We start from the raw sequence: 19,769 nt of genomic DNA on the forward strand, positions 1-19,769 counted from the left end.
ATATTGATTTACAAATGTTATATTAATCGAGTGTCCATTTACGAATGCGACTACTACCAAAATCGGAAATGTATAAGGTCGTACCCTCACTATTCCAGGCCAAACCTCTCGGATTGCTTAAGCGGGCTTTATCCGCTTTTCCATCTGTAGTTCCCGATTGACCAGCCACACCGATAACAGTCTCTATAGTCTTGGTAGTCAAATTAATTTTCCGAATAATATGATTATTATTATCAGATACATACAAGTATCCGTCAGGCCCAAATTGTATATCCCAAGCCTGCCCGAAACCACTGGTCTCTAAATTATTGGTCAATCCACTAACTCCTGAATTTCCAGGTGTGGTGGTTGCATGGTTTAATTTTGTAAAGCCATCTACCGGGTTGGTTAAATCCATTATATATGGCCCATAGCCAACGGCTTGTGTATTGGTCATGGCATACAACTTCGTTCCGTCGGCAGGATTGATCGTAAGCCCATACCAAGTCGGGTTCACTGTTCCTAATCTATAAATAACTTCCCCCTGTTGGGTATCCGGATTCACCTTTAATACAGGTCCGGTTGCATGTCCAAGTACACCATACAAATAGCCATCATGCGGGTTATAAACTAAGCGATACATGTATGCACTTGCTGTCGGAGGACCATCATCCGGCGGATAGGTAATTGTCCTTTCCACCGGTGTCCAATTATTAGCCGGATCTAACTCGTAGTAGCTTGTACCGTTTTTTTGATCATTCGCAACATATACGATATTATTAGCTCCAACGGTAGATCCGTTGGGAGTAGCAAAAGTACCGACGGACTCTACAATATCTTCAGCTTCGTTGATACGGACGATATGTCGGTTAGTTCCTTCATCCCTATGCGTCGCAAAGATATTACCATTGCCATCCAGACTGATGTACCGAGCTTTTAGACGACCTTGTGCCAATGTGCCTCCTCTAAAGGTGCCGTTCCCATCACCTGTAACCGTGTATAAACCCCACGACTTGATATAATCAAAAGTGGTCGGGTAGGTCAGTTCCTCGCCCAGAATATTCACCTTTATCGTACAAGGATTACCCGGCGCACGTGGGACGACGACCGTAATTGCATCGTCGGCTACGCTGACAACTTCTGCTTCCAAGGCATTGAAATACACTTTGACCAGATCTTTATTCGTTCCGAAATTTGCTCCATTCAGTACTACGGTACTTTCTTTCTCACCGGAAAGCGGAGCGAAATCGCCCAAAACAGGCTGCAAGACATTCTGATGTTGCGACACCTCAATAATCTGATCCAGATCGGGATGCCCATCAGTCATGACTTTGATATACCCTATCCGGTCACCCGGAGCTATAGGCGACGCTACGAATGTGTATAGTTTACTTCCTATATACGGTGTATTATCTCCTGCATTTGTAGCCCAAACCGGCAGCTCCAATGTGAAGTCTACATTGCTCGTAATGTGTAGGGTAAAATCCAGCTCACCGTCAATGATATCTATCCCCTCGGTCTCTGCCACGACCAACGATGGCTCAGTCCCCCATTGCTGCACCGGGATCGTAAAACCTTGTACATCCCGGCCAGATACCGTAATCTGAGCAATCCGCTCTTCAAACCCTTCGTTAGGAAACACTTCTACACGAAGAAAAGTGCCTTTATCATCAACGATAGATACTTTGCACCACTCGGCTGAAGAGGATACCTTTACTACATCCAAATTTGTGTTTAAAGGCACCATTCTATTGCCCGCCATTTGGATAAAGGGCTGTTGAAGCACCGTCAGCTGCTCATCATCCAAATTTAAAAATCCTGGCTCAGCGGTTTCTTTTTTACAAGCTATAAACAACAGACAGATACTACATACATATCCTATTATTTTATACAATCGTTTCATTCCATTTAGGTTTCAGAGTCATAAAACATACTTATTTCTTCAAGAACAAATCACAAACTACCGGCAAGTGATCTGAAGGATAGTGACCGTTGTTATAACTATCCGTTAACACAGTATACGATAGCACCCGTATACGATCATTGACGAGTACATAGTCGATACGTGAACCGGGCGCACCTTCAAATACACCACCAGGAAAACCCGTCCCTTTAGGGCCAGAGCGTGGTGCCTCACTCAAAACGTAAGAATCTCCAAGATACGTCAACACATCGGTAATCTGACTGGTCCTCGGACTTGAATTCAGGTCTCCCGTACTAATCACCGGCAGGTTATTCCCGGCTATTTCCTTTATCTTCCGAACCATCACTTTCCCTGAATTTTGTTTCGCGGTACGATATCGGTAATAGAAATGGGACGTAAAGAAGTAAAACTCCTGTCCCGTGGCTTTATGTTTCATCCTCGCCCAAGTACAGATACGTGTATCCGTAGCATCCCAACCGATGCTTTCTACATCCGGTGTTTCGCTATACCAAAACACCCCATGGTCCAACACCTCAAATTCGGCCTTTTTATAGACAATCGACGCCGTATGATTTTTAGAAGTCTTGCCGGCATACGGATAACCGACATAATCATATTCGGGCAAAAGTGTTATGAGATCAGCCATTTGACTGAAATTACCCTCTTGTGTACCGACAATATCAAATCCGTGGTTACGGATCAGATTCGCCAACGGCTCTTTACGAATAGCCCATCCGTTGCCTGTTTTCTCATCTGCTGCCGCGGCATAACGGATGTTATAGCTTGCTACCTTGACTTGTATGCCTTCTTTTGCAGATGGTTTTCCTCGTGACCCTTTGGCGGCGCCCATCCATCCGCAGGACAGAAAGCAGGTCATCACTACACCTAAAAATATATGAATATATGTTCTCATCATGTATTTATTATTTCAAAATTTCTTATCTCTTCTCAGACGTATTTATCCGTATTTATTACTTTTTCAAGAACAAGTCACAACTTACTGGCAAATGGTCCGAAGGATGCCGTCCGTTGTTATAGCTATCCGTCAATACGGCGTAAGACAGCACCCGGATCTTATCATTGACCAACACATAGTCTATCCGCGAGCCCGGAGTCCCCTCGAACACGCCACCGGCGAAGCCAGTACCTTCAGGCCCCGAACGAGGTGTCTCTGTCAGATCGTACGAATCGCTCAACAAAGTCAGTATATCTAATATCTGTGGGGTAGAAGGATTCGAATTCAAGTCTCCTGTACTGATGACAGGTAGGTTATCTGTAACTATCTCCTGTATCTTTTGTACCATAACTTCACCAGAATTACGTTTGGCCGTTACATATTGATAATAAAAGTGTGACGCAAAGAAATAAAACTCCTGCCCGGTAGCTTTATGTCTCATTCTGGCCCAGGTACAGATCCGCGTATCCGTGGCATCCCATCCTATACTTTCGGCATCAGGTGTCTCGCTATACCAGAATACACCTTGATTCACCACCTCGAGCACAGCTTTCTTATACACGATCGAGGCAGTATGGTTTCTCGAGGTACTACCTGCATAGGGGTACCCTATATAGTCATACTCCGGCAAAAGTGCCATTAAGTCACCCATCTGGCTAAAATTACCCTCTTGTGTACCGACAATATCAAACCCATGGTTACGAATTAGATTCGCCAACGGTGTTTTCCGACTATTCCACCCGTTGCCAGTGCCTTCATCCGCAGCTGCCGCATAGCGGATATTGTAACTTGCAGCCTTGACATGAATACCCTCTTCTTCTATATCCGGTATAGAGGCTTTACCTTTTTGTCGAATAACTATCTCGGCCAGCGGACCGCCCTCCACTTTAACCAATAGTGCTGCAACACGTTCACGCTCCAACACATTTTCTTCCACCGTAATGGTTAAATTGTTGTCTGCTTGCTCTTCATTATACGCTACATAACACCATGCTTTTGAAGAAATTAAAGAGACGGCTTTATCGGAGGTCACGGTGACATATTCCGTAGCACCTTCCGCTTCTATGATTAGCTCTTCCCTCGATACGGACAACGTTCCTTTTTCTCCTTTCTCATAGGTCTCATTTTCCTTATCACAAGAAAGGAAACTTGCCACAATACAGATTAAAAATATCCGGATACTTGTTTTTATCATTGCCATAATTTTTACTTTTTAACCTCTATTCTAAGCTCTTCCTTCATCGTGTGGGTGGTCCCTGCCAATACGTATTCATAATGTATAAGAAACACATTATAGGTTCTTCCGTCGATTTCCTCCTTTTTATAAATATTGGGGTAATCCGGATCCGTATTGACCTGCCGAACGGTAATGTCACGATAAGGGTGAATACGCACGCGATTATCATGTGCTACCTCCAGAACAATCGCTCCCCGCTCGATGAGAGGTAGGTCTGCCTGAAAAGGTTCAGTCCCTGCCATAATACGGACCTTGTTCCACGCAAGAGGTTGCACAAGTTTATTGCCGGCCGTCACTACACCATCATATATACCGTTCATCCTGTATAGTGATTCGGTAGCTTGGGAGGCGTATTCGTTTTCGATCACGACTCGATAGAGTACATTCCGCTTTTCTTCATTAACCTCCGAGGTTGAATAATCTTTGACGATCAGGGAAATAAAGTACGTGGAATCGGGAGATAACCCTTCCGGCCGTACCCGTACCATCATCTTGCCCTGACGCTCACCTGCAGGTATATGAATATGATAGTCGTCGATATCATAATGATCTGCCGGTAACAACTTCGCATAGCGAAACTCGTCTGCGTCGTAAATGGACCGGTTATAGATATCGAATTGTGTTCTACTCTCCATGAGTGTAATGTCAATATCTTCATCTAAAAGGCCTGTACCCCCGGTAACTGCTGCGATGTATCCGACAGACTCTCCGCCATTGAGCTGGAATGTTTGTTCAAAGACGTTATATTCTCCATCACTTACCAATGCAAATACCTTTTTATAAAGTTCTTTTTCGAAAATAGCGTTGTCATTGCAAGAGAACTGGACAACGGAACCGAGCAGTGATAATATTATGATATAGTGTTTTTTCATTTCCTTTTTACTAAATAATCCAACCATAACTTACCAACCCGGATTTTGGTCCAAAGAAGGCAAACGATTAAGCTCGGCGCGAGGGATGGGCACGAAAATTAATTTTTTATCAACCAGACGCCCTCGGATCTGTGATGTACTTGGAATTACCCGTTGATAGAATGTCCCTTTACCACCATCTAAGTTCATTCCCATAATCGGTTCACGCTCTGTTTGTTCATAAATACCCCATCGCCGTACATCATAATATCTTCTATTTTCCCATAGGAACTCTACCATACGCTCACGTTCGATTTGTTCCTGTACCACGTTGGCACTGCTCAACTGTCCCGGCGTCAGCCCCGGAAGACCCGCCCGATAGCGTACCTGATTAAAAGCTTCTTTAATAGCATTAACATCCCGGGAAAAAGTTTGTGAAACACCCCCTACTTCGACCGTATAGCTCCCGTTTAAATTATTCAACGCTTCGGCGTATGACAGCAGGATTTCGGCGTAGCGGATAATCGGATAAGCTTTATTGACACGACGATTGCCCGATCCTTGATAGGCATCCATAGGATGGACAAACTTTTTAATCACATAGCCTGTTACCGGATAATTCAGCGGATCCGTAGCCGCAGTACGCCCATCCGGCCCTCCATAGTAATAGTTCGCTGCATGGTTGTTGTTTTCAGCACTCGATCCCGCCTGCCATACGGCTTCACAAAAACCGACAGATGCGTAAAAACGCATTTCCCGATTTGCATACATATTATATATCCCCGAATTGAGTTGATAGCCTGAAAAGTTCTTTGGAGAAGTGGTAAACCCTGTTTCCGAATAATAACTGTCACTCATGGCTTCCTCTTTGGTGCGCCCATCGTCCATCAGATAAGTATCGACTACTTTCTGGGTAACACTAAACCGGCTCCATCCCCCCATAGATACAGGGAAAGCCCCTTTATTAAGGTAATCATTGATAAAATCTGTATTCCTTGCCCAGATAAATTCCGGAACAATAGTGGCTACGGCTTCACCATTGAACATCTCGGAGTAAGATCTGAACGCATCGATACCTCCTGCTCCTGCCGGAAAAGTTTCATAATAATTGGGATCAGACGTCACGCCTGTTGGCAATTCCTTTGTCTCGGCATCGGCCACTACAGTATATAGTTTATATAGCGGACCACCCGGTCCTTGCAGATCCATAACACGCTTTGCCGTCGCTGCTGCCACCGCCCATCGGCTCTCGTCATAGGTCTGGGATACATAAAACACACCGTCAGTCTTCCGTTTCCAGTTACTAAAATACGAACGGGCAACTGCTCCGCCATTAAAAAGCGGACTGGCGTGCATTAGACGCAACCGAGCAACCAATGCATAAGCCGCTCCCTTCGTGGGTCGTCCAAAATCCAACATCGAGACCTGGGCAGGCAATAAACCTCCTGCTTTCTCAAATTCAGCACATACATATTCCATCGCCTCATCATATGTGCTCCGAGGTCTGTCATAATAAGACAGGTCTTCATTAGTATTGACGACTTCGTCACCTAACAAAATCGGCGGGCCAAAATCCACGAGGAGGTTATAGTAAGCATATGCACGGATAAACCGCGTGTTTCCTTCTATATAATTTCTCATACTGATGGTCTGATCATGAGGATCATCCAAATGATTGAGGATATTATTACACTTACGGATAATCTTATAATAGTTACCCCATTGGTTTAAGTTGGGTGAGGATACACCATAAAAATCGGGATTGATATAACCGGCCGAAAAGTCCAGTCCAGGATACCAGTTATTGGATACCCTAAAGGTCATAAATCCCTCATCTGTTGCCAGTACGCCGGGCGTATGGTTGGCACGGGAAGTAGCCGCTTCATCCGGAAACATGGTAGCCGCTCCCCACATATAAGACTCCAAATACCGGCTAGAGGTATAAACGGAATCAATATTAAATTCATCGTCAAAATACCGGTCTACATTTAAATAGTCCTTGCAGGAAAAGACCAATCCCAAGGGTATCAGCAAGAGGACGATGCTTAATCTATTTTTGAAATTTATCAATGCTTTCATATTATGTTCGAGGATTTAAGCCAAAAATTATAAATTAAGATATACTTGAATAGAGTAAGTAGCCGGTATCGGATACACACTTCCATTAAATTGCGCTTGCTCGGGATCAAACAATCTGACCTTATCCCAAACATGCAGGTTGCTTCCCACAAACTGCAGATCCATCGAAGCGATACCTATCCTACGGAGGAAGTCTTTACTCAAATTGTAATTCAATGTGATCTCCTGGAGACGCAAGTATCTTGCATTGTCTTGCCAAAAAGTTGATAGCTGCGCATTATTATTGTTCATCCCGTATTGAAGACGCGGGAAACGGGCATCTCGATTTTCAGCCAACTTCGGATCTATTCCATTTGCAAGTGCATATTCCAGCGGTATCCAGCGGCTACTGGGGTCGGAAGAAAGCGACAATACATTACCCGAAGGTCCATCAAAGAAAGGCACATAACCCATGCCATTGTCGTAGGTACGGCTAGCCTGTTTTACAGATTGACCCACATGGAAGAAATCGGTATTACCCGTACCTTTGAATAAAAGCCCTAAGGTTAGCCGCTTGTATCTGAACTCACCTCCAAAACCATACATCAGGAGCGGATAGGAACTGTAAGACAAAGGAACTTTATCTAACGTGTTGATTACACCGTCGCCATTGACATCTTTATATTTGATATCGCCTGGCATCACATCACCAAAGGTTTGGGTAGGGCTGTAATCGATATCGGCCTGATCCTTAAATAGCCCAAGCGCTTGGTATCCTCGTATTACCCCGTATGGATATCCTGATTTTTCTAAGTACGGATATTCCAAATAGGCCTCTTCCCAGTTTTGCACTTTATTCTTGGAATAAGTAAAATTACCTCTTACCGTAATGCCGAAATTCGGCGACAATTCTTGCGTAAAACTCACATTCCCATCTGCACCATAACTCCTCATACGTCCCACATTCCCAAATGGCATGGTCACAACACCTACATAATCAGGCACCTGGACGCGCTGTTGGAAAATACCATTACGCTGATCGTTGAAGATGTCTACCACAAAATCGAACTTATTATTGAACATCTTGCCTTCAAAACCAAGATTAGCCTTGATCGCACGTTCCCAAGCAAGATTGTCCGCTCCTATACGGGATTCACTAATGGTCTCGACCGAAGAGGTTCCCCACGGTGACCCGCTCCCCACATTCACGCGGGTCAGATATGGAAAACGCTGATTCGTAATACGGTCATTACCTACTGTACCATAAGACGCCCTGATCTTGAAAAAATTAAGCCATGGGGCGGTCTCCTGGATAAACTTATAATTGGACGGTACCCACCCGAGTGCTACGGAAGGAAAGAAACCATACTGTCTTCCGGGCTGGAAGTTCTCAGAGCCCGTATATCCAAAATTGACGTCCAGGAGATAAGTGTCTCTAAATCCATAAGTCAGGCGACTTGATACCCCTTGATAACGTAATGGGATTGCAGCCATATTGCTCGTCGCATCTTTCGTGTGCTTCGCATCACTGACATAATAGTATACAAGTCCTGAAACACGATGGTCCGCACCTAAAAGCCGGTCATAATTGGTAACCATCTCTAAATGGTACTTCCGGTATTGTTGCGTTGATCTACTGTAGGAAGCCTTTTGTTCCTGCACCATCTCTTGCATAATCAGTTCACCGGCAGCACTGCGACCAAGTGCTTGAAAAAGGGCCGGCTGTATGCGGCGACGTTCTTCAAAATAACTCTGTATATCGTAAGCGCCCTGAACTCTAAATTTCAACCCGTCCAATACACTGGAAAGATCTTGATTAATGGCTAAGGTTGTCTTACCCTTGAAAGCTTGATCCGAAGCGGTCCCAGTTCTGTTGATAAGCACATATGGAGACGATCCGGCGCCTTCACCTATGGCAGGCAGCATACCATTGGAATACTGTGTCGGCAATGCCAACGGGTTAATCTGTGACTGTGCTTCCCAGATGTAATCCGTATTAGCCATACCCGGTTGATTTAACACCGACAAGTACCCATCTGTTCCTAAAAACACACTCGTTGTCTTCGTCAGATTAATGTCCAAATTCATCCGATAGTTGTACGTCTTATAGCCAACATTCGAACTGTACACACTATTCTTATCGACCTTGTAAGCAGCACTCTCTCCAGTTCCTCCCAAGCTCAAGAAATAACGTGCCATTTCACTACCACCGCGGCCACTCGCATAATACGATTGACGCCAGGAATTACGATTCAATATCTGGTCCTGCCAGTTGACATCAGGATACATGTCGGGATCTAGCCCATCCTTAATAATCTCCATCTCTATAGCACTGTACAATGGCGCATCGCCCCGTACCATCCGGGCTTCATTAGCTAAAGAAGCATAGTCATGGGCACTCAGGAATTGGGGCACTCTATTGAGATGGGATAAGGTTGAGTTAACCCGTCCAGTGATCTGTAGCCTTCCTGCCAGCCCTTTCTTTGTGGTGACCAATACGACACCATTAGCCCCTCTCACCCCATAAACCGCGGTTGCGGATGCATCTTTTAAGATAGAAAAACTTTCCACATCTGCCGGATCAACGGAATTCAGATCGCCCTCCAATCCATCGATAAGAACCAGTGCACCGCTATTGGCGCCAAAGGTTCCTATACCACGTACCCAAAACTCGGCAATACTCTTTCCGGGTTCGCCGCTAGTCTGCATGGAAATAACGCCTGCGGCACGACCTCCTAACAGATTACTGATAGACGGAGCAGGACTTTGCAGATCTTTGACATCGACCGTTGTAATAGCCGCGACAGAACTGATCTTACGCTGTTTTCCCATAATTCCTACCACCATGACTTCCTCTACCTCTTGGGCCTGTTGCGTAAACGTTATCTTCAATTCTTTCTCCTCCTTAGTAACAAGATACTCTACTGATTCATACCCGACATAACTGAACACCAACATATCTCCGTAGGTGGCTTTAATACTAAACTTCCCTTGTGTATTGGAAGATGTTCCGATGGTAACTTTGTCCTTGACAAAAACAGTCACCTCCGACAATATTTCGTCTTTTTCGTTATAAGTTGTTCCCTCTATGACAAAATCTGTTTTCTCTTGTGCATAAAGTGTAAAACTGGATATCGCCAACAAAAGCAATAAAATTTGGATCAATCTTTTCATCTAGGTTGTTTTTATGCTGATTATTCGATTGTTAACTTCCGGATACGAGCATTCCCATAATCGGATATATATACCGTACCGTCCAGACCTACGGCTAAGCCCCACGGATTGCGAAACAAAGCTTCCAACCGACCTCCATCCTGCATTCCGGCTACACCCGGCTGCCCCACTACAGTCTGTACAACACCATCGGATGACATCATGCGGATACAATGGTTCCCATAGTCGGCAATAAAAAGATTGCCGTCCTGATCAAATGCCAACTGCCTTGGCAAGTTGAACTGTGCCGTTTCGATGGGGCCATCGCGATGTCCTGCACCGGTAAGCGGTGTACTGATTTTCTTGAAAGCGTCCGGTGCCGAAGGATCCCGTATGTCCAACGTACAGATACTATTCTGATAGCCCGTAACGTTGCTGTGAAAAGTCATGTAAAGAATATACGGCCGTTGCGGGTCGAATATCAGACCATAACCCGCACCTGAATTTGTTTTAAAAACCAGCTCAGACTCATATGTCGTCGCATTCATTTTGACAATAGATCCGTCCCCATATCTCGCATAAAAACAGCCGTCATGAGCACTATATGCCATCGTATATTTGTAATTGACCGTGATAGCAGCCAAGTCCTCGGGGCTAAACTTCATGCTGCGCTGTCGAGGAGCCCACCCTTCCTTGGGATCAAAATTAAAGAAGCCCTCTTTGGCACCATCGTGCGGAACGGTCAATATACCCGTGGTGAGATCCACAGCCGGTGCATTGGGATTGAGTGGACTATTCGATGTGTTCATAATTAAAGGCGACACTATATTTTCCTTTTCATTGATACGTACTACACCGTAGGAACCGGCATCCCTCACGGAGGCAAACAGATTCTGTTCGTTATCTACACAAAGATAGCGCGCATAAACCTGAGCTTGCGCTAATGTACCGGCACGAAATTCCGTTGAGCCATTACCCGTTATAGTACTGACATTGGATGTCGTATGATAGGTAAACGTTTGATCGTAGATGACTGAATCTTCACCGACAACCACAGCAACCTTACATATCTCCCCCGGTAACCTCGGAACCAGAGCATATAGACGGTCACCACTGGAAGATATAACAGCCGCACGGGCATGGTTAAAATAAACCTTGATCGCTGACGGGTCGGTACCAAAATTTTCACCATTCAACAAGACCTTCTCTCGCACCCCACCCTCCAAAGGCATAAAGGAAGTCAAAACGACCGGCCTGCTTGGGTCATGTTCAACTATCCGGGATTTGTCTCCTTCTTCTTTACAGGAAAGGAGTGCCACCGACAACAGCAATGACAAGCCTATGCCACCAGAAAGTTTTTGATTCAATAGTTTTTTCTTCATAAAAGATTAATTATATATCATCATTCAAAAACATAAAATACTCATCAATTTTTAAGTCCCTTAATTCATATTTTGACAGGTCCCGAAACACAATTTTAAAGTTCAATAATTTCGACTAAAAATCATCTCACTCCCAGAGTATCCGAGTAAAAATCAAAATAACAAAAACACAACAAACTGAATTACAGTATACTGCAAACAAACGGAAGGATAATATCTAAATACAGAAACGTCACATGGAGACATGTGATAACGAAAATTACAGCAAAACTTCCTCTCGGGAGCATTCCATTATGCGGTCTTCAAACTCATCTGGGCATAACGATTTGTTTTTAGTCTTAGATCGATAGGTGTATACGGTTGTAATTGAACACCGTAAAAACTTAGCGATCTTATTGCTATCCTTGATGCCCAATCTGATCAAAGCAAAGATGCGCAATTCGGTGTTTAATAACTCGTTGTTTTTTAAGGCTTGCTTTTCTCCTTCTGGGAACAACCTATTGAATTCATCCACAAAACTTGGATAAATCTTTAAAAAAGTTTCATCAAAATTACTTAAGAAATATTTGAATTCATCTTCTATATACTGCGCCGACTGCAATTCTCTCAACACAGTTTCAAACTTGCTATCTTGCATTAACCTCTTGAGATTCATGCGATAAACATCCAGCTTATCGATATATTCAGCGCACAAGTCGATAAACTTACTCAAGTAAGTTTCCTTGACTACATTCATTTCTACAAGCTCCTTATTCAAAAACAAAAGCTGGCTATTGACTAATTGTAGTTCGGCATTTCGCAGATGTAATTCCTTACCTATCAAGTTGAGTCTGCTGTTGGCATCGAGCAATGCTCCGTTAGCTTCACTCGTTTCCTTTCTAGCCTTAAGCACCTTCTTGTTCTGCCGCATCACAAAAAGCACGAGCACGACCATGACGACCAACAAGCCTCCAATGACAAAGGCACCTTTAATTACCTTATTTTTTTCTTGTGTTATTTTAGCATTGTAGGCTTGAGCGATTCTAGGTAGGATCTGCTGAATCTTTAAAATAAATCTATAGGTGCCACTATATATGGCATCCTGCAATGAAATTTCTATATACCGATGTGCCCTTTCAACATCCCCTTCATCATATAGCAGCTCAGCAAGTTCCCACAGAGAGGCATATACTTTTTTCTCTCTAGCTTTTATCTCTGTAATGGCTGATAAAATATAAAATTTCTTTGCCTGCTCTTTATCCCCTATCAAACTGTACAAAAGGGATATATAATATACAACAGTTCCTCTTTCTTCGTTACCTACTGCTTTAGGATAGGCATCTAATAACACCGCTAAAGCTTTATTGTAGTCTCCTTCAGCTCGGTACTTATGGGATAAATTTACCGCAGACCAAATCGAGTTTGAAGGCAGATATACCGCCAAGGAATCGACACTGGATTGTATACCAATACGGGCATCTTCTCGTTCATGCACAACCTCAAACAATGCCCTATTTAGGGCTAATTGTACGCCAAAATAAAGCTCCTTTAGGCTATCGGGAAGCATATTTTCGGTAAAAATATCGCTTTCCAAAATTTCGGCACATGCATTATATTTTCCAGTATGTGTATATACACAGGCTGTGTGAAGCATAGCTTCCATCTTATAGATTGACTGCCTGTGCAATATAGCCTCGGAGGTATTTAACATTTGTCCAGCATATACTAATGCCGAATCCAACTGATAATTTATATATTGTTTATATATAGCTTTCTGTAACCTAAATCTTTCATCAGGAAGAATAGCCTTATCCAACAGGTGTTTCACATCTCTGATCTTGCGCTCTTTCAATACATTATATTCCTTTCTTTGGGTAAGAACTTGATCTAAATCTTCGAGAGAGTACGTTCTCTCATCTTTTGCATAACTAATGGCCGGAAATGCCACAGTAAAATGCAATAATAGGAGGCTTATTACACGACCTCCACATGCCCGAAATAAAATCAACCCGAATTCGTACAACGTAAACATAAGACAGTTTTTATAAGATCTCCAAATGTAAGCTATACACATAAATATATATTTAAGTGCACATTACCTCATTGTTAACTATCGTATTGCAATCCTTATTATTAATCTTTGTATCATTAATCGGTTAGCTTAACATACCAAAAGATAAGTAAATATAAACAAAGGAAACCACAATTCAAAAGAAAACATAAGCATACGTAGATTAAAAAACAATGTTTTTTCCCTCATTAAAAAGTCCATATTCTATTCTGCTACAAGAAAAAAGCACAATCATACCATTTGTATAGCCCGTATAAATGGCCTATCTTTGACCCATCAACTTTCAGCAGTACAGGTGATTTTAGTAACAGGCGGAACAGGTTTCTTGGGTTCAACGTTAATTAAACAATTAACCGATGCGGGAAAGGCTGTCATGGCAACAAAAAGACCCTCTTCGACAATTCCCGAGGCACTAAAAAGCTCCTCATTGGTGGAATGGGTAGATGCGGATGTGACCGATTATTTTGCACTGTCGGACATTCTTCCAAAAGTAAAACAGGTTTATCATTGTGCAGCGAAGGTGTCTTATCAAAAAGAAGATGCTGCCGCAATGCAGAAAATCAATATAGAGGGCACACAGCACATCGTCAATCTATGTCTATTACACCACATCCGGCTCGTACATGTAAGCTCTATAGCCGCATTAGGAAGTAATAAAACTGGGCTTCCGGTATCGGAAACCGACAAGTGGGAATACGACAAAAAGATATCGAGATACGCTTTGTCCAAATACAAAAGCGAATTGGAAGTATGGCGAGGCATGAAAGAAGGTCTGGATGCCATTATCGTCAACCCATCTGTCATTATGGGCCTGGGAAGTTACAAGAAAGGTTCAGGCGCTATATTTGAGTTGGTCAACAACGGGATAAAAATATATCCTCCGGGATCTGTGGGTATCGTGGATGTCGAAGATGTAGCTCGCATCATGATGACCTTAATGGATAACACATCCTTATCGGGCGAGCGATATATTCTGAACAGTGAAAATCTGACGAACAAAGACCTGATGCACCGTATTGCAAGTTTGTTGAACAAAAAAAAGCCCAGCATTCAAGCTACACCTTTTATGTTGGGCATGGCCTGGCGTGCCGCCCGGCTTGTCGCCCTCTTTAAAGGAGGCAGGCCTTCTTTAACAAAAGAATCGACACAGGCAGCTGCGGCAAAACTGGCGTATGCGAACGACAAAATTGTCGAAGCCTTGGGTGGATATTCCTTTAAACCTGTGGATCAGACACTGGAAGAAATAACAAACACTTATTACAGATAAACAATAAGCTGAATTATTAGCATGAAAAACTATTATATCATCGATTTTGATAGCACTTTTACCCAGGTTGAGGCCTTGGACGAACTTGCTCGGATTTCTCTGGAAGGCAGCCCTGACAGAGAAAAGGTTTACAAAGAAATCGAACATTTTACCAATTTGGCAATGGAAGGTAAAATTTCCTTCCGCGAAAGTCTTGCCGGCCGCGTAGCGCTTTTGAAAGCAAACAAAACACATCTTCAACAGCTCGTGCGCCACCTCAAGAAGAAGGTTTCCAAATCATTCGATCGTAATCGGGATTTTTTCAGACAAAATAGTGATACTGCTTGGATCGTATCCGGTGGTTTTAAAGAGTTCATCACACCCGTGGTGTCTCCCTACGGTATAAAAAAAGAAAATATATATGCCAACACGTTTAAGTTCGACGATGACGGTTATATCATCGGATATGACGAAACAAACCCGCTTTCAGACGAGGGCGGAAAAGTAAAGCTATTAAAAGAGTTGAAAATCGATGGACGTATTTTTGGTATCGGCGACGGTTATTCAGACTTCCAACTCAAGGAATCAGGGCTTATCGAAAAATTCTACGCATTTACGGAGAACATCGCCCGTCAGAGCGTTACGGCTAAGGCAGATCACGTGACACCGAGTTTCGACGAGTTTTTATACCTCAACGACCTACCACGTGCGATCTCTTATCCTAAAAACAGAATATTGACATTAATTGTAGGCGATGTTCCCGAAATATCGGCACACATTCTCAAAAATGACGGTTTCTCGATACGGGTGAAAGAAACATTTGAGGAGAAATACACAAAAGATGTGGGCTTGCTGTTACTGGGGCCTAATGTCAAAGTGGAGGAGGAACAATTATTACGGGCAGATAAGTTGAAAACGATCGGATTCTTAGGTGATATTAAAGGCCACGTAAGCCGGACGATATGTAATCAAAAAGGCATTGTCATATTTGACGATAAAAAGAACAAGAGACATAACGCTGAATTTATTCCACGGCGTATGGCGGAGTTTATCAACAATGGTGATACGGACCAGAGCCGGAATTTTCCCAATCTTATTTTACCGAAGAAAATCAAAGGGCACCGTTTGTTGCACATTCATGAGAATGTTCCCGGAATTATGGCGCAGCTCAACAATGTATATGCTGAAAATGAAATCAATATCTTATCACAGTTCCTAATGACACGGGGAAACATCGGTTATGCCGTCACCGACATTGACACAAACTATGATAAAAGTCTACTCAAACAGCTAAAACAGATAGAACACACGATTAAGTTCCGAATTATCTACAAATAAGATATGAGGCTGTCTCAAAATGGACAGCCTCATTATGAAAATTACGCAAACGTTTTCGCTTCTTGCCCTCTTGTTATTCCATCAGAAAGTATATATGTTTGGTAGTTCACGTTTATCTTAAACCTATCGTTCATGAAAACTTACTTTCTACTCTTATTTTTATTACCACTCAGCATATCCTTTGCGCAGGTGCGTGAATTGCCTGATCCCAAAGTAGCGGCGTCTGACATCAATACGAGGAAATCAGCACATGCTTTTACATTTATAGAAACAGAGTTTAGCCTATCGAAATATATACCACCGACAAAGGCACAGATCCAACAGACTTGGACAGGCTCCGGCTGGAAAAACGAAACTATTCATACACAACTTGCTTTTGCACCCAACTTGCAGGCCAATACAGCAGGATCCGTTCAATTGACGGTCACGCCGTTACGATCCGGCAAAAATCAAATCGCTGCAGATCACATCAAATTTACGCCGATTACTTTTGTCATGACAGATCATCCCGGTGACTTGAAAAGAGGATGCGGGATAAAGGAAGTGTTGGACTCCTTTTTAGTAGCAGACCGTATCGAAACTGTTGCTTCCTTTGCATATTCAGCAGGCGAAACACGTCCACTGTGGTTAAGCATACATATTCCAGAACAGGCTGCTGCAGGTACGTACCGAGGGGAGGTCATAGCGGAATATAGCAGCGGCAAAACCAAACAGGTATACACACTCCCGTATACCGTAACCGTCAACGAACATACACTGCCAAATCCCAAGGATTGGCATTTTCATCTGGATCTTTGGCAAAATCCATATTCCTCAGCGAGATACTATAATCTTACACCATTTTCCGATGAACATCTGGCCGCTATAAGACCACATTACGAGAGACTGGCAAATGCGGGTCAAAAAACGATTACGACCACGTTAATATATGACCCCTGGAACAGCCAAACGTACGATGTATATGACAGCATGATAAAATGGGTCAAAACGACGGATGGTGACTGGAAATTTGATTACGCGGACTTTGACAAATGGGTCAGGTATATGCATGATCTGGGTATTCAAAAGTTCATCAACTGTTACAGCATGATCCCTTGGAATCTGTCTTTCTATTATTATGATGAAGCTTCGGGAAAAACACAGGTATTCAAGGCAAAACCCGGAACACCGGAGTACGAAGCACATTGGCTACCGTTCTTGAAAGATTTTGCCCGACACTTGAAGAAAAACGGGTGGTTTGACAAAACAACCATTGCCATGGACGAACGCCCGATGGAAGCGATGCTGGCCGCCATTAAAGTCATCAAAAAAGCGGACAAAGATTTTAATATATCGTTAGCAGGGACTTATCATGATGAATTAGCATTAGAGCTCGTGGACTATTGTATTACGTTGCATGAAGACATGCCGGAAACGGTATTAGAACAACGGAAAGCCAAGGGGTATACGACAACAATGTACACCTGTTGCACCGAAATTTTCCCCAATACGTTTACAAATTCCGGTTACAGCGAAGCGGTGTGGCTGGGCTGGAATACGGTAGAAAGAGACTTTGACGGGTATCTACGCTGGGCTTACGATTGCTGGAATGCCTACCCAAATCAAGACACACGATTTGGAAAATGGCTCGGTGGTGATACTTATCTGGTATATCCCAATAACACCTCGAGCATCCGTTTTGAAAAGCTACGAGAAGGTATACAAGATGTGGAAAAGATCCGCATTATCCGCCAAGAACTTACAGCACAAGGCCGGACGGCGGAGCTCCACACGCTTAACCAACATATCCAGCAGTTCAGTAACAAAAATATTAACCGGAAATCCATTCCGAAGCATGTTAAAAGCGCAAAAAAATTCCTAAATTCACTGCGATAAACAACATAATATAACATGAAAACAACTTTTTTGTCTATTGTCTCTGCTTTAATTTTTCTAATTGGAATATCGACAGCTGACGCACAAGTAAAACTACCGGCAGCAAGTAGCTCCCAGACCGTTACACAGGCCCTGGGAATCAAAAATGTGACGCTAACCTATCAAAGACCGAACGCCAACGGACGGCTCGTGTTCGGAGGTTTAGTACCTTATGGACAGGTATGGCGCACAGGGGCGAACAATATTCCAAACCTAACTTTTGAAGAGGAAGTGCGTATCGAAGGCCATACCGTGCCGGCCGGAACATACGGGCTGTTCACCGTGCCGAATAAAAATGAATGGACCATCATTTTAAGCAAAAACCCAAAACAGTGGGGCGCTTATCAGTATAAAGAAACAGAAGACTTACTACGGTTTAATGTAAAACCGCAAACAGTGACAAAAAAAGTAGAAACTTTTACCATCGGATTTGAAAATGTCACCCCAAAATCTACTTTGGTTACCTTAGCATGGGAGAACACAAAAGTAGGGTTCAACATTACCGTCGATCAGTCTAAAGAAATATTGGCAAGCATCGATGCAGCCATGCAAGGTGAAAAGAAACCTTACTTTCAAGCGGCACAATATTACTTCAAGAATGATCTCGACATTCAGAAAGCGGCAGAATGGGTTAAAGCAGCCGATAAAGACAACAACTCTGCTCCACATATTAAGTACTGGAAAGCACAGATCCTTGCTAAAGCAGGAGATACTGCCGGAGCAAAGCAAGCTGCTCAGGAAGGTCTTGCCATGGCGCAAAAATCAAACAATCAGGAGTACGTAAAACTTAATTCTCAGGTTTTAAAAGAGATTAAATAAGCAACAGTAGAGACATCATTCGTGGTGTCTCTATATTATCTTCTACAGCTCCTCTTTCAATATCTTTTCCAATTCCTCGGGACTCAGGTTCATATTCACGTTGCCATCTTTAGCAAAAGAAATTTCACCTGTTTCTTCCGACACGACCACAGCAATGGCTTCTGACACTTCCGTCACGCCTATCGCTGCCCGGTGGCGTAATCCAAATTGGGGCGGTAGATCTTCACTATCCGATAAGGGTAATACAGAGCTGGCCGTCATTACCCTAAAATCCACAATAACAGCGGCACCATCGTGTAAGGGGCTATTCTTAAAAAATATACTTTCTAACAGACGTTTCGATACAGGAGCATCGATGTATTCACCACTCGTCTGATAATACTCTTCATCAAAATACTTGGAAAACACAAGCAACGCCCCGGTACGGGAACGGGACATACTCCGGCAAGCTTCAATAATCGGCCGTATCTGCTCGGTGTGATCTTGGTGTGCCGTTTTCTTTGCCCCCAAAAATGTCCAGAAAAACTTCTTTCTTCGAAGTGAAATATTCTTTCCGATATGAAGAAGAAAGCGCCGTATCTCCTGTTGGAAGACTACAATCAGCGCAATGGATCCCACTGAAATAAAGCCACCGAATATCTCCGTGAGAAGCCGCATTTCGAGCTGTTTCACGATGAGGTAAATCCCGTAAAACAACGCTACTCCTATAAGGATATTAACCGCTATTGTTCCTTTGATTAAACTATACACATAATAAATGATGACAGCGACCAAAAAGACATCGATGATATCCAGTAGACGAAATCCTTGCAGAAGATCAAAGTTTAATCCTTCCATATGCTATGCAATTTAGGATTTTTTTT

The 19,769-nt window shown here is 43.2% G+C and carries 13 protein-coding genes; 4 read left to right on the forward strand and 9 right to left on the reverse strand.

The features are described 5' to 3' along the window. Positions 1-22: 22 nt before the first annotated feature. From G5B30_RS02100 to G5B30_RS02135, 8 genes are all read right to left on the reverse strand, one after another. On the reverse strand, positions 23-1,882 hold the full coding sequence (locus tag G5B30_RS02100) for an IPT/TIG domain-containing protein (RefSeq protein WP_165318296.1): 1,860 nt from the start codon (positions 1,880-1,882) through the stop codon (positions 23-25). Between the two features lie 31 nt (positions 1,883-1,913). Beyond that, positions 1,914-2,819, reverse strand: coding sequence for an endonuclease/exonuclease/phosphatase family protein (locus G5B30_RS02105; RefSeq protein ID WP_165318297.1), 906 nt, complete (start codon positions 2,817-2,819; stop codon positions 1,914-1,916). A 55-nt stretch (positions 2,820-2,874) separates the two neighbouring features. Beyond that, positions 2,875-4,059: an endonuclease/exonuclease/phosphatase family protein gene (locus tag G5B30_RS02110; RefSeq protein ID WP_165318298.1), complete on the reverse strand. Its 1,185-nt coding sequence runs from the start codon at positions 4,057-4,059 to the stop codon at positions 2,875-2,877. Between the two features lie 5 nt (positions 4,060-4,064). Continuing rightward, positions 4,065-4,967 carry a BT_3044 domain-containing protein gene (locus G5B30_RS02115; protein WP_165318299.1) on the reverse strand — a complete coding sequence of 301 codons (903 nt, stop codon included), beginning with the start codon at positions 4,965-4,967 and terminating at the stop codon, positions 4,065-4,067. Between the two features lie 30 nt (positions 4,968-4,997). After that, positions 4,998-7,025 (reverse strand): RagB/SusD family nutrient uptake outer membrane protein, encoded by a 2,028-nt coding sequence (locus G5B30_RS02120; RefSeq protein WP_165318300.1) that lies wholly within the window; start codon positions 7,023-7,025, stop codon positions 4,998-5,000. 27 nt (positions 7,026-7,052) lie between these two features. Next, positions 7,053-10,178: a SusC/RagA family TonB-linked outer membrane protein gene (locus tag G5B30_RS02125; RefSeq protein WP_165318301.1), complete on the reverse strand. Its 3,126-nt coding sequence runs from the start codon at positions 10,176-10,178 to the stop codon at positions 7,053-7,055. 20 nt (positions 10,179-10,198) lie between these two features. Further along, positions 10,199-11,539 carry an IPT/TIG domain-containing protein gene (locus G5B30_RS02130; protein WP_206366975.1) on the reverse strand — a complete coding sequence of 447 codons (1,341 nt, stop codon included), beginning with the start codon at positions 11,537-11,539 and terminating at the stop codon, positions 10,199-10,201. A 259-nt stretch (positions 11,540-11,798) separates the two neighbouring features. Next, positions 11,799-13,550 (reverse strand): DUF6377 domain-containing protein, encoded by a 1,752-nt coding sequence (locus G5B30_RS02135; RefSeq protein WP_165318302.1) that lies wholly within the window; start codon positions 13,548-13,550, stop codon positions 11,799-11,801. Between the two features lie 334 nt (positions 13,551-13,884). Here G5B30_RS02135 and G5B30_RS02140 point away from each other — a divergent pair, with 334 nt between their 5' ends. The 4 genes from G5B30_RS02140 (at position 13,885) to G5B30_RS02155 (ending at position 18,906) form a co-directional block, all read left to right on the forward strand. Continuing rightward, positions 13,885-14,856, forward strand: a complete 972-nt coding sequence (locus G5B30_RS02140; RefSeq protein WP_165318303.1) for an NAD-dependent epimerase/dehydratase family protein — start codon at positions 13,885-13,887, stop codon at positions 14,854-14,856. 21 nt (positions 14,857-14,877) lie between these two features. Further along, complete coding sequence (locus tag G5B30_RS02145) at positions 14,878-16,173, forward strand: HAD-IB family phosphatase (protein WP_165318304.1); 1,296 nt, start codon at positions 14,878-14,880, stop codon at positions 16,171-16,173. 132 nt (positions 16,174-16,305) lie between these two features. Beyond that, complete coding sequence (locus G5B30_RS02150) at positions 16,306-18,048, forward strand: DUF4091 domain-containing protein (protein WP_165318305.1); 1,743 nt, start codon at positions 16,306-16,308, stop codon at positions 18,046-18,048. 15 nt (positions 18,049-18,063) lie between these two features. Beyond that, entirely contained in the window at positions 18,064-18,906 is an 843-nt protein-coding gene (locus G5B30_RS02155; RefSeq protein WP_165318306.1) for a DUF2911 domain-containing protein, read from the forward strand. 42 nt (positions 18,907-18,948) lie between these two features. On the opposite strand, the gene cdaA is transcribed toward G5B30_RS02155, so the two are convergent. Then, positions 18,949-19,743 (reverse strand): diadenylate cyclase CdaA, encoded by a 795-nt coding sequence (gene cdaA, locus G5B30_RS02160; RefSeq protein ID WP_165318307.1) that lies wholly within the window; start codon positions 19,741-19,743, stop codon positions 18,949-18,951. Positions 19,744-19,769: the final 26 nt, after the last annotated feature.

The sequence above is a fragment of the Sphingobacterium sp. SGG-5 genome, assembly GCF_011043525.1.
GTDB lineage: Bacteria > Bacteroidota > Bacteroidia > Sphingobacteriales > Sphingobacteriaceae > Sphingobacterium.